Source organism: Patescibacteria group bacterium (assembly GCA_028692545.1).
GTDB lineage: Bacteria > Patescibacteriota > Patescibacteriia > UBA1558 > S5-K13 > STD2-204.
The window spans coordinates 1-18,315 of the sequence record JAQUXC010000006.1; the positions used below are offsets into that span (position 1 = coordinate 1).

Sequence of the window (18,315 nt, forward strand, 5' to 3'; positions counted from 1 at the left end):
AATATAGGATATATATCTATGAATTGTTCTAATACTAATACATGTGATGACAATAATTACAAGGTATCAACAGATTGGATTCCAAAATCAGCAAGACCATCATCTGGTTCAACAGGTGGAGGATGGAATGGTTCTACAATAGTTACACCACCAACTATACCAACATATTCTACAACTGTTACACCAGCAAATGGTGGAACACTTAATTATACATTTACTGATAATTCTAGTATTACTGTTGTAGTACCAGCTAATACTGTAATATCTAATACCACTATTACTGTAAGCGAAGGGTCATTAAGTACTGATAATACACCAAATAGTAGTACTGGTGCATTTATGATTGGTAATAGTATATTTAATATATCAGCAATTGATATTAATAATAGTTCTATTACATCATTTACTAATAATCTAACTATATCAATAACATTATCTAGTATTCCATCTGATACATCTAATCTAGGAGTATATTATTATGATACAACACTTGATAGCTGGATATTAGTAGAAAATGCTGTATTTGATACAGTTACAAATAAAGTTGTGTTTACTGTAAATCATCTAACAAAGTTTGCAATATTTAACATTACTGGAGTACCAGATACTATAGATACAAATGATGTAGAAAGTAGTATTCCACAATCATTCTGGACTACAGGTAAGTGGGTAAAGACAGAGGATAGAAGTACTGTGTACTTTGTAGATAGTAATAATGATAGACATGCATATCCAAATGAAAGTATATGGTATTCATATTTTGATAATGATTTTTCATTTGTTTCTACAATAACTAAAGAAGAACTAGCTACTTATACACTAGGAAAGAATGTTCCATATAATACTGGTATACTATTTAAAATACCAACAGTAGCTAAAGTATATCTAGTAGGAGTAAATGGACTTATACAATGGATAAAGACAGAAGAAAAAGCAATAGAACTATATGGAGCTAATTGGAATAAGTTAGTTCATGATTTACCAGATGAATTCTTTGGGGATTATACTGAAGGAGAAGAGATTGAATAATACCACCTCTGTATATAATTTATAATTGTTGCGGGATCCCGCTTCGCGGGATAGTATAATTGCGTAATAGATTAATTGATTAATTAACAAATATATATAATTTAAAATAAATAAATAATAATAAATAATTAATTCAGCTGATAGCTAATTACTAAGAGCTGAAAGCTAAATTTATGAAAACAAAAAACATCTTAAAAAACATTTCATTTGCAGTACTAGTAATACTTATTACATTTAGTATTACAAAGGCAGGAGATCTATTTCCGAGTGGTACAAGTATATTACCAACATTCTATACACTAGGAGATATATACGACAAATTAACAGACAATACAACATCCGCAGATGAAGGAGATCATGATCTTACATCATCAGCCACACCAGCATCTACATTTCATACACTAAAAGATATATATGAAGCAATACCAACTATTGATGCAGATAAAATGCTTACAACTGCAACATATATGGGTGTAACAGGGGCAATAGAAACAAAAACAATATCAAATACAACAGTAGAAATAGGTGGAGGATTTTATGATGCAACCAACTTAACCACCATAGATACAGACCTATCAGAAGGTAATATACTATCAGGAGTAACTATATTTGGAGTAGGTGGAACTGCTTTATCAAATATGTTCAATGGTACGGGACAAGGAATAACAGGCGGAGCAACTTCAACAGGTGGAGTAGATGATTATAATAATGGAGGAGAACCACCAGCAAATAGATATGAAGCAACTTGGACACAATGTAATCTTGCAAATACATATTGTGGAACAGGAGATAGTTTTGCACAAGCAAAGGACAACAATACAAATCTAATATGGGCACTACCATGTGCAGGAGTAGGATGTTCATCAAATAGTACAACAACAGCAACATATTATTCGTGGGATAATTCAGGTGTAGATAATGATGGAATGACCGCTCAAGAATTATGTTCAAGTTTAGGATTAGATTGGACCACATCAGAAACAATTAATGCAAGCATATATAGATGGTTCTTATGGTAATCTTGAATTTCCCGGTACAGGTGACAATTACTGGTCTGCTACGGCGTTTTCGGACTACACTGACTTTGCCTGGTACGTCCGTTTAGGGTACGGGAACACGGACGTCAACGGTAAGGGTGGGGCCGGCAGAGTTCGTTGCGTTCGCTTGGCAAATTAATCACGTGAGATAGGCATATTAAAACCTCATATCATTGTTTATCTTTGTATAATGTTAAAATATCAGTATATTAACAATTAAATTATCTCACGGGATTAATATTTGATTATTTGATGATTTGGATTATTTGATTATTTATTTATTTCATCCCGCTAGAGCGGGATGAAAAATTTAAATTTTATGGCTCAATATGATCATTTACAGATTTTTAGATCTTCATACAAATTAATTATATAAATTAAAAAGAACATTATTTATTGATTTCTTTTTATGTTATACAATATAATTATATAGTTTAATGATTTAAAATATAATATAAATTTATGTCTATTTTGCAAGAATTTAAGCAGTTCGCTATAAAAGGTAATGTTATGGATATGGCAGTTGGTGTAATTATAGGAGCTGCATTTGGAAAAATTGTAAGCTCTCTTGTTTCTGATATTATAATGCCACCTATTGGAGTGTTGCTTGGAGGAATAAATTTTTCCAATTTAGCAATTACATTAAAAAATGAGACTGAATTGGCAACTCCAATAACACTAAATTATGGACTGTTTATAAATACAATTATTGATTTTGTGATAGTGGCATTTTCTATTTTTATAGTTGTAAAACAAATTAATAAGTTAAAGAAAAAACAAGAAGAAAAAATACCTGGACCTAGTGAAGAAATTTTAATATTAAGAGAAATTAGAGATAATTTAAAAAATAAAATATAATTTATTTTTTTGAACTCAAAAAAATATAAAAACAAATAATTATAAAAATATTTAAATTTAATGACCTAATATTTGTTTTTTGTCAACTCTTTAAATTATCATAAAAATTGAGTATAATTATATCTATAATATGCTTTAATTTAGCTATTTTTACTTATTTATAAACCTTTAAAATTATGGAAGATAAGCAACCTATAAATCCTAGTGACGAGTACAAAATCAGAATAGAGAAATTAAAAAAATTAAAAGAAGTTGGTATAAATCCCTATCCAGCTATTTCAAAAAAAACTCATACAATCAATGAAGTTTTTTCTAATTTTGAACAATTTGAAAATGATAAAAAGCATATTTTTTTGACAGGCAGACTTAGAAGCAAAAGATCTCATGGAAATCTTTCATTTTGTCAGTTGCAAGATGATTCAGGATCAATACAATTGGCTTTTTCAAAAAAAGAAATTGGAGCAGATGAATATAAAAATTTTGAAAAATTAATAGATGTAGCAGATTTTATAGAAGTAAAAGGTGAATGTTTTGTCACACATAAAGGTGAAAAAAGTTTGATGGTAAAAGAGTGGACCTTACTTACAAAAACACTAAGACCTCTTCCTGAGAAATGGCACGGATTCAAAGATGAAGAAGAAAGACTTAGAAAAAGATATCTTGATATTTTGTGTAATACAGAAATAAAAGATATGTTTGTAAAAAGATCCAAGTTTTGGAATTCAATAAGAAAATTTTTATTGGACCGTGGATTTTTAGAAGTTGAAACTCCAGTTTTGGAAATTACAACTGGTGGTGCAGATGCAAAACCATTTATTACTCATCACAATGCGCTTGATGTAGATGTGTTTCTTCGTATTTCAACTGGAGAATTATGGCAAAAACAGCTTATGGTTGCTGGATATGAAAAAACATTTGAAATAGGAAGACAATTTAGAAATGAAGGAATGGACAGTGAGCATTTACAAGATTATACACAGATGGAATTTTATTGGGCTTATGCTGATTATAAAATGGGAATGGAACTTGTAGAAGAATTGTACAAATATGTAGCTCAAGAAACTTTTGGAACTTTGAAATTTCACACAAGAGGATTTGATATAGACTTGGGAAAAAAATGGGAAATTTATGATTATCGTGAAACTGTAAAAAAAATTACTGGTATTGATATTTTGAAGTCTGATCAAAAGGAAATAGAAAAAAAGTTAAAAGAATTAAAAATAGATTATGATAAAGATGGTTTCAATATTACAAGAGCTATAGATAATTTATGGAAATATTGTAGAAAGCAAATTGCTGGTCCTGGATTTTTAGTAAATATTCCAGAAGTAGTTTCTCCACTTGCAAAGAAGTTGGATGCTGATCCAAAGCTTACTCAAAGATTTCAGCCAATAATTGGAGGTTCTGAGCTTGGAAATGGCTATAGTGAGTTAAATGATCCAATTGATCAAGCAGAGAGGTTTCAGAGGCAAGAAAAGCTTAGAGATGAAGGTGATGACGAAGCTCAAATGTATGACAAGGAGTTTGTAGAGGCGCTTGAGCATGGAATGCCACCTACGTGTGGATTTGGGCTAAGTGAAAGAGTATTTTCATTTTTGCTAGATAAATCCATTAGAGAGTGTCAGATTTTTCCACTTATGAAGCCGAAAGATTAGTTTTGAATTATGCCTGCCTGTCCGGTAGGCAGGGTAGGCAAGAATTTTTAATTTCGAATAAATTTTAATTATTTAATTTTTTAAATAGATATGAAAAAAATAATTGTATTATCATTGTTTTTATTAATTTTTTTGTCTGGATGTAATAAGGTTAATAATGAAGAAAAATTAAACAAAAATAATATCGAAGAAAAACAAGTTAATAATTTACAAAGTGATAATATTATAATAGAAGAACAAAATACACCATCTTCAACAACAAAAATAATTGATAAAAAAGAAAATATGAAAATTGTAATGAAAACAAATAAAGGAAATATAGAATTGGAGCTCTATAAAGATAAAGCACCGATTACTGTAGAAAATTTTGTTAAATTAATAAATGAAAGATTTTATAATAACATAAAATTTCATAGAGTGATTCCTGATTTTATGATTCAAACTGGAGATCCTGCTACTCGTGGTGTAGAAGGAAAAGATTTTACCTATGATCCATACAACAATCCAAACAATTTACCAATCGCAGGTACTGGCGGTCCAGGATATAAATTTGAAGATGAGTTTAATAAAGATTTATTATTTGATCGTCCAGGAAGACTTGCAATGGCAAACTCAGGACCAAATACAAATGGATCTCAAATTTTTATAACTCATGTGCCAACTGATTGGTTAAATGGAAAACATACAATTTTTGGACAAGTAATAAATGGTCAAGACATAGTAAATTCAATTACACAAGGTGATTATATTGTTAACATCAATGTTGAAAAATAATTTTTGTCTATATTATAGAAACTTTATAACTTTCAACTTTAAACTTAATACTTAATATTATGTTAGACATAAACAAAATAAGAGAAAACAAAGAAGAAATAAAAAAAGCACTTTTAAAAAGAATGGATAATGTTGATTTGGATTTTATTTTAGAATTAGATGATAAAAGAAAAAAATTAATTTCTTGTATAGATGAATTTAAAGCTGAGAGAAATAAATTTTCAAAGACAAAGCCAAGTCAAGAAATTATAGAAAATATGAAATCTCTTGGAGAAAAGATAAAAGGTTTGGAAGAAAATTTAGAAGAAATAGAAAATGAATTCAAAGATAGATTATCATCACTTCCAAACATTCCGGCTGACGATGTTTCTTCTGGTGGAAAAGAAAATAATAAAGTTATTTATACATATGGAAAAAAATCAAAATTAGATTTTGAAATAAAGAATCATATAGATTTAGCTTCTTCTTTAGACCTGATAGATTATGAAAGAGCCACAAAAATGTCTGGATCAGGTTTTTGGGCTTATAAGGGTAATGGTGCTCTTTTGGAGTGGGCACTTTTAAATTATTTTAAAGATTTTCATGATAAAAATAAGTATTCATTTTTATTATTACCATATTTATTAAATAGAGAATCAGCTTATGCATCTGGCCATTTGCCAAAATTTAAAGAGGATCTTTTTTGGACAGATGATGATAAATTATGTTTAAATGCAACTAGTGAAATGATGATTTTAAATTATCATAGAGATGAAATTATAGATTCAAAAGAACTTCCGCTTAAATACTATGCATATTCTCCATGTTTTAGAAAAGAAGCAGGGGCTTATAGGTCTGAGGAGAGGGGAATGATGAGAGGGCATCAATTCAATAAAATAGAAATGTTTCAATTTACTGAGCCAGAAAATTCGTGGCGTGCATTTGAGGAACTAAAAAGAAATGCAGAAAAAATGGTTGAAGGATTGGGATTACATTTTCAAACATCTCTTCTTGCAGCAGGGGATGCAAGTGCTGCAATGTCAAAAACTATAGATATAGAAATCTATTTTCCAAGTTTGAATATATATAAAGAGGTAAGTAGTGTTTCAAACGGATTAGATTATCAAGCTAGACGTGCAAATATTAGATTTTCAAAAAATGGTAAGAAAAATTTTGTTCATACATTAAATGCATCTGGTCTTGCAACAAGTAGATTATTACCAGCAATACTTGAACAAAATCAGATGAAGGATGGATCAGTTGTTATTCCAAAAGTTTTAAGAAAATATTTACCATTTAAAAAATTAACTCCAAAAATTAAATAGAATTGAAATGGAATATCATAATTCTTGGATAGAAATATCTAGAAAAAATTTAGAATACAATATTAAAAGTCATAAAAAACTTTTAGACAAAAATGTAAAATTAATGGCTGTTGTAAAAAGTAATGCCTATGGTCATGGAATAGTTTTGATTTCAAAAATTTTGGATTCTATAAAAGAAGTTGACATTTTAGCTACTGTAAATTTAGAAGAAGCAATATTACTTAGAAAAAATAATATAAAAAAACCAATCTTGGTTTTGAGTTATTATGGAATCACTGAAAATAGAGAGGTGTTTGCTGATCAAATAAAATTTGCAATAAAAAACAATATATCACTTATGGTTTATGATATGAGTGTTGTAAAGATTTTTGATGACATTGCTTCAAAATTAAAAAAGAGAGTAAAAATTCATATAAAAGTTGAAACTGGTATGGCAAGAGTAGGAGTAAAATATGAAGATGCAATAGATTTCATAAAAACTATCAAAAAATTAAAAAATATTGACATAAAAGGTTTGGCATCACATTTTGCCACAACAGAGGAGAGTAATCAATATTTTGCAAATTATCAACTAAATAATTTTAAAAGTTTAATTGATAATTTGGAAAAAGAAAAAATAAATATTCCTATAAAACATATGGCTGCAAGTGCGGCTATAAATATGTCAAAAAAAAATCATTTTGATGCTGTTAGGCTTGGAGTTTCTATGTATGGACTTTGGGCGTCAGAAGAAAACAAAAAATTTATTAATAAGACAAATAATAGTTTCAAATTAAAACCAGTATTATCATGGAAAACAAAGCTATTTCAAATAAAAGATTTAAAAGCAGATGTACCAGTTGGCTATGGTTGTACATATAGAACAACAAGTAAAATTAAAATGGGGCTTATTCCTGTTGGATATTTTGAAGGATTGGATCGTAGATTTTCTAACAATGGGGAAGTATTAGTTAATGGTAAAATTTGTAATATAATAGGTAGAATTTGCATGAATATAGCCATGATAGATATTACTGGCTTAAAAGCTAAAGTGGGAGATGAGGTTGTAATAATAGGAAAGCAAGGTAAAAATATTTTAGATTTAGAATATCTGTCAAAAAAAATAGATACTATAAATTATGAGTTGGTTACAAGATTAAATTCAGAAATTCCAAGAATAATTATTGATTAAAAATTTATATTAATATGTATAATAATAACACTACAATTAGAAAAAATAATTTTAAATCTAGGCGTAGTTTATTTTCAAATAAAAAGAACTCTTTTAATAGAAAAATTGTAAATGAATATTTTTATAAAAGAGATAGTATAAAATGGCAAAGTAAGGTTATGATTTTCTTTTTAATATTTGTTTTTGTTTATTTTATATATTTATTTTTGTTTTCAAAATATTTTAAAATAGAACAGGTTATCGTAAGTGGTAATCAAGATATTCCGACAAAAGATATACAAATTTTGACACATGACTTTTTGAATAAAAGAAGACTAATATTTTTGAAAAATAATAATTATTTTTTATTTAATAGTAAAAAATTGAAATCAATTTTGTCATCAGATTATTCTCTAGTAGAATTAAACATTGATAAAAAATATTTTTCATCTATTTTTATAGAATTAAAAGAAAAACCATGCAAAGTTGTCTATGAGATAGGGGATGGAAAGTTTTTAGTGGATGAAGATGCTATTGTAGCTTCAAAAATAGAAAAATATGATAAAAAAGACTATATAATAATTAAAGAAATACCAAGGAGTATTTTGGCAAATGAACAAGAAATAAAAGATCAAGAATTAAAAATGGTAAATGATCCTATATATCAACATACAAGCTCTACTGTGTTTATAAGTAAAGAGGCAGAAGATGGAGGAGTTGTTATAGAAGAAGTCCCTAGAATACAAGAAGTCATGAAAGATGTTTATCCAGAATATCCAGAAATAGATAAAAATATTTTTGATAAAGAAATTTTAGAGAGAATAATGTATTTAGATAATAGCTATTTTGAAAAATTTGAACAACAGAAAAGAAAACATTATGAATTTCAAATAAATGATAATGGATATATCACAATGATCACTGATGGAGGTATTAAAATATATTTTAAATTAGATGATAGTTTGGATAGTCAATTAACTAATTTATATAGATATGTTGTAGAAGAAAAGAAATATGATCTAAAAAATGTTCAATATATAGATTTAAGACAAAAAAGTCAAATTATAATTAAATAATTCGCATTAAAATCGGGAAATATATTAGTCCCTACAATACAAAAATATGAAAAAAGAAATTATAGGAATTATGGGTTTTGGAGAGATAGGTAAATCAGTAGCGAAGGTTTATCCAAAAAATAAATATCAAATTTTATCAAAAGATTTGGATCATGATTTTTTGAATGATTCTGTGAGTATTTTACATATTGCAATCCCTTATGATAAAAATTTTATTCCTGATGTCGTAAAACAGGTAAAAATTTGTAAACCAAGATTTGTAATTATAGAGTCAACAGTTGATGTGGGAGTTACATCAAAAATAAATAAATTATTAAAAAACAAAATAGTAGTTCATAGTCCTGTAAGAGGTAAACATCCAAATCTTACAAAGAGTATAAAAACTTTTGTAAAATTTGTAGGAGCAGACGACAAAAATATTGGTGAGGAAGTAGTAAAACATTATGAACAAATAGGTGTTAATTCAAAATATTTTGTACCATCTAGTGTCACAGAATTAAACAAAATATTATGTACTAGTTATTATGGTTTGTGTATTGCTTGGGCACATGAAGTAAATGAAATTTGTAAAAAATTTAAAGTTGATTATTCTACCTTTGAAGAATTTAATGATACTTACAATGAAGGTTATAAAAAAATGCATTTACCAAATGTAATAAGGCCAACTTTAACACCTCCAAAAGATGGAATAGGGGGTCATTGCGTTTGGGAAAACGCAGTTATGTTTAATAAGAAAATGAAATCTAAATATTTTGATCTTATTATAGGTTTAGGTAAAGACAAAAATGCAAAAACTTTAAAATTAAGAAAAAAATAGATAATTTATATTAGAACATATTATATATATTTTGTCAAACAATAGAAATAGAGTGGAGTGTTTTATAAAAAATATTTATATAAAATTATAAATTTATTTTTTGCTGGTGTAGAGTGGGGTATTTATAATAATATAGATAATTTAGATATATTTTATAATCAAAATTTAAATTAAATAAATTTTGATTTAGAAATTTTTGAATTATTTTATATAAGTTTTGATATAAGTATCAACTAAGTTTTAAAAATATAAATAAAACCCTTTATTTAAGCCATAAAATAGAGGTTATATAAGGTATTTTAATGAATATTATAGTGATTTAGTTTAAAATAAGTGATAAGTAGTGAGGTAGTGTGGATTTATTATATTTTATTAATTTGAATGTTATTATAGATAATGCTATAATAACTGAGTGTAAGGGATATTATACGCAGTTAATATTATGCAAGTAAATAAGCCAAAAAAACAAAGTAATATAAAAAGTAGACCTACTCTTCCTCTGTTTGACGACTTCTTATTAAATTTACAAGTAAACAACTACTCTACTGAAACTATTTATAATTATGAAAGAGATGTAAATTCTTTTATAAATTTTTTAGAATCTGAAAGTTTGGATTTTGAAAAGCTTAATAAATTACATATTGATAGATACAAGGCCTATCTCTACTCTATCGATAGAACAACATGTAATAATAAATCTCAAGAAAAAAAATTATCATCTTTTTCTATAAATAGAATGTTATCCTCTCTTAGATCTTATTTAAAATATTTAATAGAATATGATTACAAAACATCAATTTTGCCAGAAAATATAAAATTAGTGAAGAATATAAAAAAGCATCCAAAAATTCCTGAATTTGATCAATTGGTAAAGCTTATAGAAGCTCCTACAAAATTAGAAAAAAATGAAATAGTAGCGTGTAGAAATAGAGCTATGTTGGAACTTTTGTTTTCTACAGGAATGAGAATATCAGAAATTGTAAATTTAAACAAAGATCAAATAGATAGTAATGGAAGAATATTTATACTTGGTAAGGGTAAAAAAGAACGTTTTGTTTATATTACAGAAAGAGCTAAAAGATATCTGGGATATTATTTATCTAAAAGAAAAGATAATTGTAAGCGTTTGTTTGTGCCACTTAGAGGTTTGAATTCATCAAAAAAAGATACAAAAGTATCTACAAATTATTTACAAGAAAGAATCAAATTTTATAGAGAAATTTTGAATATAAATGTTCCTATAAGTGCACATTCATTGAGGCATGGATTTGCTACTTATTTAGCAGAAAATGGAGCTAGCCCTGCCGCTATACAAATATTACTTGGTCACGAGTCACTAGATACAACAACTAGATACGTTCATGCATCTGATAGATTTGCAGAAAGTGCACAAAAGAAATTTCATCCACTTAGTAAATAACCAAGTCATCCGACCTGGTTATTTATTTGTAAGAATTTATTTTAATATTATTTCAAGTATATTAAAGGGTTTACTGGTGTACCATTTAACCTTACTTCAAAATGTAAGTGTGGTCCTGTTGTGAGTCTTCCTGCTCCAGGCGTGCCAGGAGTTCCACCAGATTTTCCTATTACATCTCCTTGTAACACAAAGTCTCCAGTTTTAACATTTATTTGAGATACATGTCCATAGACAGTGGAAATCCCATTGTTATGTACTAATGTTATATAGCTATATCCATATCCGTTGTCCTGTGCTATTGCTACATATCCTGAGGCAGTAGCTTTTATTGGGGTTCCTTGTGATGCTCTTATATCTATTGCGGGGTGTTCAAATATATTTCTAAATGGATAATCTGGATCATGAAAATAAGTTGTTACATATTGTGATGGTACTGGCCAAACAAATGTTCCATTATCTTTTATTAAGGTTTTATTGCTTTCAAGCATTCTTCTAGCCTTTTCTTCGTATAATTTTATAATATTATCAGCTTCTTGTTGTTCTTTTTTTAAAGATGATAAAAGATTTTGAAATTGTTGTTCATCGCTTTTGGTTGCTGATAAAAAATATAATTTTGTATCTTGTTCTTGTTTTAAACTTTCTTGCTCATTTACTAGTTTTTCTTGTAAACCTTCTAATTCTGTTTTTGATTGTTCTATATTTTTATTTTTTTGTTCGAGCCAATCTTTTAATTGTTTTAGTTGTTGTATTTTATCTTTTAAATCTGCTTGTAATGTTTTTAATTTATTTACCTCGTCAAAAAAATCACTCAAATTTTCTTTTACTATTAAAATTTTTAATATATTATTACTATCTTCTTCTTTATATAAATTTTGTAATGCCGTTTTAACTCTTTCTTTATTTGTGATTATTTCATTTTCTTTTTTTTCAATTTCAAGTTTAATAGATTCTAATTCTAGCTTTAAACCTTCTATTTGTAATTTATTTGTTTCTAAACCAATAGTTCTGGATGCTATTTGAGTGTCTAATATAGATATTTGGTTTTGAAATGATGCTTTTTCTTGTTGTTTTTTCTTTATTTTATCTTGATATATTTTTTTTTGTTGATTTAATTCATCTATTACTTTCTTTTTTTCTGAAATTAATTGTTCTATTTCTTGAACACTTTCAGATCTTGAAATTATTGGAAATAAAAAAATATTACTCAGTACTAGAATATTAATTAATATTATATTTATTTTGAATTTTATTTTTGTTTTCATTTATTTTATAGTCCCCTATTATATTATGTATTATGACATAAAAATGATAATTAGACAATATTTATTTTTCTAATTTTTCTATAGCTAAGTTTATTCTTTTTAAACTTTCATCTTTTCCCAAAATCCATAATATTTCGGCTGGGCTTGGACTTTTTTCTAGCCCTGAAAGTGCAAATCTAAGAGGCCAAAATATATCTCCTGGGTTTAGATTATTTTGTGTCATTACTTTATTTAATAGAGTATTTATTTGTTCTTCTATTAATTCATCATTCAATGATTCTAATGATTCTTTTACAATTTTTAAACCTTTTATTGTTAATTCTTTATTACTTTTTTTGAATATCAAATGATCTGCATTATAATTCTGTAAATTAAAGAAAAATTGTGAGTCCTCTTTTAATTGCTCAAAATAATTTAACCTACTTGATAAAACTATAAATATTTTTTCAAGCATTTTTTCATTTGTTGTTTCTTTTATGTAATTTGGGAGTATTTTTATAATTTCTTTGTATTTTTCTCCTTTTTCTTTAACAATATTTTTTATATATTCTGCATTTATCCAATTTAATTTATCTACATCAAATACTGCTCCAGCTTTATTTATTTTATCTACTGAAAAATCTTGTATTAATTCATCCATGCTGTATATTTCTTTTGTGGTTTTTGGATTCCATCCCAAAAATGCTATGTAATTTATAATAGCTTCTGGTAAATATCCCTTTTTTAAAAAATCTTCAGCAGCTACATCTCCTTGTCTTTTTGATAATTTTGATCTATCAGGATTTAATAATAATGGGAGATGTATAAATTTTGGAATTTCCCAACTAAACATTTTGTAAAGTATTATGTGTTTTGGTGTAGATGGTAGCCACTCCTCGCCTCTTATTATATGACTTATTCCCATATCATGATCATCTATAACAACTGCTAAATGATATGTAGGATATCCATCGGATTTCAAAAGTACTTGATCATCTAGATCTTTTGTATTTATTTTTACTTGTCCATAGACTTCATCTTCAAATACTACATCCTCATTCTCAGGGAGTTTTAACCTTATTACAAAACTTTCATTGTTATTTAATTTTTCTTGTATTTCTTTTTTTGATAAAGATGTGCAATGTCTGTCATATTTTGGTATTTGTTTGTTTTTTTGTTGTTCTTCTCTTAATTTTTCTAATCTTTCTTTACTGCAAAAACAATAATATGCCTTGTCCTCGCTTATTAATTGTTGAACAAATTTTTTATACAAATCTAATCTTTCTGATTGATAATACGGTCCTATGTCAAAATTGATTCCAAATGTTTTGAGTGTATCAATAATTTGCTTATCTGCATTAGCTATATATCTTTCTCTGTCAGTGTCCTCTATTCTGAGTATCATTTTTCCACCATATTTTTTGATAAATAAATAATTATACAAGGCGGTTCTAAGTCCTCCAATGTGTAGATATCCAGTTGGTGATGGTGCGAAACGAGTTTTATAATTCATAATATTATATTAAATATTTATCTATATTTTCTAAAATTATATTGAGTATTTCTTTTTTATGTGGGGTTAGATATTGTCTTATTTCATCTTTTTTTACCCATTTGTGATCTATTATTTCATTTTCTTCTGGGTCAAATTTTTCATCTTCAGTGTGTCTTAAAAAATATATTATTTGTTTTTGACCACAAAATTTTTGATTATATCTTTTTTCCCACTTTGGTATTCCATACCATTCCATTGGCCAATAATGGAAACTAGTTCTATCTGCCATTCCTAGTATTTTGACTTTTGTAAATCCAGTTTCTTCTTTTATTTCTCTAAAAATGGATTGTTTTATTTCCTCATTTTTTTCTATTCCACCTTGTGGAAATCTATATCCAATTTTATCGTAAATTTCTTTTGTTAAAAGTATTTCATTGTTTTTGTTTATTATTATCATTACAACATTATCTCTAAATGGTTTTAATAGATGTATTTTCCATTTTATTATATTTATACTATATGTTATTGTGGCATCCAATATTCTTTGTATTCTATTTGGTTCTATTATAAGCCTCCAAACCCATTCTAAACCTATTGCTCTTAATAACCTTGGGGCTCTTATGGCTTTTCCTGATATAAAATCTATAGAACCTCCTACTCCCATAGCAACTTTCACCTTTGATATTTTCCCCAAATTTTCATATATCCATTTTTCTTGAAATGGTGCGCCGTATGCTACAAACAAAATTTGTGCACAACTTTCATTTATTTTATCTATAATGTTTTTATTTTCTTCATTACTTATATTTTTTATATTTTCAAACCCATCTTCAGCTCCTACAATTTTTATATTTTTATATTTTAATTCTAGTTTTGTCTTTGCTATTTTTGATGAATTGTCTTTTCCGCCTAGTAAGAAAATTTTATATTCTTTTTGAGATGATAATTTACATATTTCCCAACACAGATCTATTCCTGTAATTTTTTTATATATTGGATTTCCTATTACCCAAGATGCTAGTATTATTCCAGTTCCATCTGGGACGGAAATATCTGCATTGTTTAAGACGGCTCTATAATAAGAGTCTTTTTGCGCCTTGAGAACTATTTCTGGATTTGGTGTTACTATATAATGCTGTTTGTCATCGTCAACAAAATTCTCTATTTTTTTCAGAGTTTCTTTTAATGTAATGTTATCTATATCTATTGTTAATATATTGGTTTTTGACATAATACTAGATTTCTAATTTATATTAGGTTCCTATTTCCCAAGATGACAAATATTTTTTTTGTTCATTTGTGAGCTTATCTATTTCTATATTCATTGAAGCAAGTTTTGCTTTCGCAATCCAATTTTCAATTTCTTCAGAAACATAATATATTTTGTTTTTCAATTTTTTGGAATTTTTTACAATATATTCAGTAGATAATGCTTGAGTAGAAAAACTCATATCCATAACGCTAGCTGGATGACCTTCAGCTGCTGTAAGATTTATAAGTCTTCCACCACCAAGTAAATATATAGATTTTTTGTCGTTTATTACATATTCATCAACAAAATTTCTTACATTTTTGTTTATTTTTTTGGATATTTTTGAAAGTGCATCTATATTTATTTCAACATTGAAGTGTCCAGAATTACATATTATTGCACCATTTTTCATCTTTGCAAAGTGTGTCCCATCTATAACATGTATATCTCCAGTAAGAGTACAAAATAAGTCTCCTATTGGTGCTGCCTCAATCATTTTCATTACTCTAAAACCGTCCATAACAGCTTCTAATGCTTTTATTTGATCTACTTCGGTAATTATTACATTTGCACCCATTCCTCTTGCTCTCATTGCAAATCCTTTACCACACCATCCATATCCAGCTACAACAACATTTTTGCCAGCCAAGAGTATATCTGTGGCTCTTATTATTCCATCTATTGTAGATTGACCAGTACCATATCTATTATCGAACAAATTTTTTGTTCGTGCATCATTTACAGTTATTATTGGAATTAAAAGTTTTTTTTCTTGTTCAAGTGCTTTTAATCTTATAACACCAGTTGTTGTTTCTTCCATAGAACCATAAATTTCTTTTACCTGATTTTTGAATTTTGTATGAAGTAAGGATATTAGGTCTGCGCCATCATCCATTGTTATATTTGGCCTATGTTTTATGGCAGATTCTAAGTGTTTGTAATATATTTTTTTGTCTTCCCCTTTTATTGCTTGGACTTTTATACCATAATCTTTTACAAGTGATGCAGCCACATCATCCTGAGTTGATAGTGGATTTGATGCACATAAAAATACATCAGCACCTGCTTCCTTTAGTGTTCTCATGAGATTTGCCGTTTCACATGTAACATGCATGCACGAAGATGTTTTTATTCCTTTAAGAGGCTTTGTTTTTTTGAATCTTTCTCTTATTTGTTTTAGAACTGGCATATCATTATCAGCCCATTCTATTCTTTTTTTGCCACTTTGTGATAATTTAATATCTGCGATATCATTTTGCATATTTTTTTTCGGATTAATTTATTTATATTAATTTTTCGTTGAAATTTTCAAAATATCTTTTTTTTACGGAATTAATAGAAAATTTGTGTGTTTGAGTTCCGTATTTTTCTACTGTGTATACTGATATTACACTTGCAAATTTACAAGTCTTTTCAATAGACCAATTTTCAATAATTCCTTTTATTAGTCCTGCTCTATATGCATCTCCTGCTCCAGTAGGATCAGATGTATTTTTTGGTTTTGCTGAGTTTATTTTGTATTCCGTATCTCTTGTATATATTATAGAACCTTCTTCGCCCAGTGTTGCTATTATAATTTTGGTATTTTTTAATAATTCACTAATTGAAAGTCCTGTTTTTTTTGATATTAAGTTTATTTCGTAATCATTTCCTATTAAGATATAACTACCATTTATACAATATTTAAGATCATCTCCTGATAATGATGATACTTGTTGCCCGGGATCAAATATAAACTTTATCTTTTTGCTTCTAAATATTTTAGATAATTTTGTCATATCTATTGGGTTTTGAGCTGATATTACAGCAAGATCTATATTTTTTTTTGCTATTGTATTTGTTGTTATTTTTTTTAACATTGCACCTGGATAAAATCCAGTTATTTGGTTATCTGCTTTATCTGTTATTATATATGCTGATGCAGTTTGTTGATTTTTTATTTTGTTTATAAGAGACAAATTTATATTGTTTTTTTTGAACCACTTTTCGTATTTATTAAAATCATTTGCACCAACATTTGCTAATATATATGATTTTTCTCCCAAGAGAGCTAAATTATATCCTATGTTTCCAGCCGTACCACCAAATGATTCTTTTAGTTCATGTACAAAAAAAGAAACATTTAAATTATGTATTTGATTTGGCAATATATTATCTTTGAAATAACCAGAAAAATTCATTATTCTATCATAAGCTATACTACCAGTTAGAAGTATTCTTTTGTTTTTTTTCATTTTTTTAATTGTAAATATTTATAAATGCTATTTGCCGCTACACTTCCTTCTGAACAAGCTGTGATTATTTGTCTAAAATTATCTGAACCATTTGTTATGTCTCCAGCAGCATATATACCTTCAATATTTGTAGATTGATTTGATTTTACTTTTATAAAACCATTTTCATCTGTTTCTATATTTAGTTGCTCTATAAGTCCATAATCTGGTTCAGACCCTATCTCTATAAATATACCATCAACATTTAATTCTTTTGAGTTATTATATTCTCTATCTAATTTAATTGATTGAACTTTTTTCTCTCCATTTATTTCTTCTATATTAGTATTATATATTACTTCTATTTTTTCATTTTTGAATATTTGGTCTTGCCACATATTTTCACCTTTTAATTTTCCTCCTCTATATATTTGATACACTTTTTTTGCAACATCAGCTAAATATAAAGATGCTGTCATAGCACTATTAGAACCACCTACTACAACAACAGTTTTGTCTTTATAAAACATCGCATCACATGTTGCACAATATGATACTCCTTTTCCTACAAATTGAGATTCATTTTTTAGACCTAATTTTCTATGTTTTGTGCCAATTGCAAGCAATATTGTTTTTGCTTTGTATTCTTTTTCATCTTGAGTTTTTATTTTAAATGAGTCTTTGTCTTTTTCTATGTTTAAAACTTTATCATTTATTATTTGAGTACCAGAATGTTCTACATTTTTTTTCATTTTTTCCATTAATTCTATTCCACTAATTTCTATTTCTGATGGATAATTACAAACTTTGTGAGCTATTGTTGCAAGTCCACCAGGTATCTCACCTATTATTATATGATTTGTTTTATATCTAGAGGCGTAAATTGATGCAGAATATCCTGCTGGTCCTACACCTATAATTATTAAGTCGTATTTCATTTATTTTATTTTAATATTTAATATAACCTTATTTTAGCATATAAATATAATTTTTC

General features: G+C 27.2%; 16 protein-coding genes. 10 read left to right on the forward strand and 6 right to left on the reverse strand.

Features of this window, described 5'->3' with window-relative positions; all coding sequences use genetic code 11:
- The 10 genes from PHZ07_03045 to PHZ07_03090 all read left to right on the forward strand — a co-directional run.
- Positions 1-1,029, forward strand: a 1,029-nt coding sequence (locus tag PHZ07_03045) for a hypothetical protein (protein ID MDD3284546.1), incomplete at its 5' end; no start/stop codon positions are given.
- A gap of 173 nt (positions 1,030-1,202) precedes the next feature.
- The gene (locus PHZ07_03050) at positions 1,203-2,048 is read left to right on the forward strand and encodes a hypothetical protein (GenBank protein ID MDD3284547.1); all 846 of its coding nucleotides are present in this window, start codon (positions 1,203-1,205) and stop codon (positions 2,046-2,048) included.
- A 480-nt stretch (positions 2,049-2,528) separates the two neighbouring features.
- Positions 2,529-2,924, forward strand: a complete 396-nt coding sequence (mscL, locus tag PHZ07_03055; GenBank protein ID MDD3284548.1) for a large-conductance mechanosensitive channel protein MscL — start codon at positions 2,529-2,531, stop codon at positions 2,922-2,924.
- A gap of 176 nt (positions 2,925-3,100) precedes the next feature.
- Positions 3,101-4,579, forward strand: a complete 1,479-nt coding sequence (gene lysS / locus PHZ07_03060) for a lysine--tRNA ligase (GenBank protein MDD3284549.1) — start codon at positions 3,101-3,103, stop codon at positions 4,577-4,579.
- Positions 4,580-4,669: 90 nt separating this feature from the next.
- Positions 4,670-5,353 carry a peptidylprolyl isomerase gene (locus PHZ07_03065; protein MDD3284550.1) on the forward strand — a complete coding sequence of 228 codons (684 nt, stop codon included), beginning with the start codon at positions 4,670-4,672 and terminating at the stop codon, positions 5,351-5,353.
- A gap of 59 nt (positions 5,354-5,412) precedes the next feature.
- Positions 5,413-6,657: a serine--tRNA ligase gene (serS, locus tag PHZ07_03070; protein ID MDD3284551.1), complete on the forward strand. Its 1,245-nt coding sequence runs from the start codon at positions 5,413-5,415 to the stop codon at positions 6,655-6,657.
- 7 nt (positions 6,658-6,664) lie between these two features.
- Positions 6,665-7,828 (forward strand): alanine racemase, encoded by a 1,164-nt coding sequence (gene alr / locus PHZ07_03075; GenBank protein ID MDD3284552.1) that lies wholly within the window; start codon positions 6,665-6,667, stop codon positions 7,826-7,828.
- A 14-nt stretch (positions 7,829-7,842) separates the two neighbouring features.
- Positions 7,843-8,883, forward strand: a complete 1,041-nt coding sequence (locus PHZ07_03080) for a hypothetical protein (protein MDD3284553.1) — start codon at positions 7,843-7,845, stop codon at positions 8,881-8,883.
- A 46-nt stretch (positions 8,884-8,929) separates the two neighbouring features.
- The gene (locus PHZ07_03085; protein ID MDD3284554.1) at positions 8,930-9,700 is read left to right on the forward strand and encodes a hypothetical protein; all 771 of its coding nucleotides are present in this window, start codon (positions 8,930-8,932) and stop codon (positions 9,698-9,700) included.
- Positions 9,701-10,142: 442 nt separating this feature from the next.
- Complete coding sequence (locus tag PHZ07_03090; protein MDD3284555.1) at positions 10,143-11,120, forward strand: tyrosine-type recombinase/integrase; 978 nt, start codon at positions 10,143-10,145, stop codon at positions 11,118-11,120.
- A gap of 47 nt (positions 11,121-11,167) precedes the next feature.
- On the opposite strand, the gene PHZ07_03095 is transcribed toward PHZ07_03090, so the two are convergent.
- The 6 genes from PHZ07_03095 to PHZ07_03120 form a co-directional block, all read right to left on the reverse strand.
- On the reverse strand, positions 11,168-12,382 hold the full coding sequence (locus PHZ07_03095) for a peptidoglycan DD-metalloendopeptidase family protein (GenBank protein ID MDD3284556.1): 1,215 nt from the start codon (positions 12,380-12,382) through the stop codon (positions 11,168-11,170).
- A 61-nt stretch (positions 12,383-12,443) separates the two neighbouring features.
- Positions 12,444-13,874, reverse strand: coding sequence for a glutamate--tRNA ligase (gene gltX, locus PHZ07_03100; GenBank protein MDD3284557.1), 1,431 nt, complete (start codon positions 13,872-13,874; stop codon positions 12,444-12,446).
- 4 nt (positions 13,875-13,878) lie between these two features.
- The gene (locus tag PHZ07_03105; GenBank protein MDD3284558.1) at positions 13,879-15,087 is read right to left on the reverse strand and encodes a WecB/TagA/CpsF family glycosyltransferase; all 1,209 of its coding nucleotides are present in this window, start codon (positions 15,085-15,087) and stop codon (positions 13,879-13,881) included.
- Positions 15,088-15,109: 22 nt separating this feature from the next.
- Positions 15,110-16,369 carry an adenosylhomocysteinase gene (gene ahcY, locus PHZ07_03110; GenBank protein MDD3284559.1) on the reverse strand — a complete coding sequence of 420 codons (1,260 nt, stop codon included), beginning with the start codon at positions 16,367-16,369 and terminating at the stop codon, positions 15,110-15,112.
- A 22-nt stretch (positions 16,370-16,391) separates the two neighbouring features.
- Positions 16,392-17,342, reverse strand: a complete 951-nt coding sequence (locus PHZ07_03115) for a carbohydrate kinase family protein (GenBank protein ID MDD3284560.1) — start codon at positions 17,340-17,342, stop codon at positions 16,392-16,394.
- A complete protein-coding gene (locus tag PHZ07_03120; GenBank protein MDD3284561.1) occupies positions 17,339-18,259 on the reverse strand; it encodes an FAD-dependent oxidoreductase in 921 nt (306 codons plus the stop codon). Before PHZ07_03120 ends, PHZ07_03115 begins: the two co-directional genes overlap by 4 nt.
- Positions 18,260-18,315 lie beyond the last annotated feature (56 nt).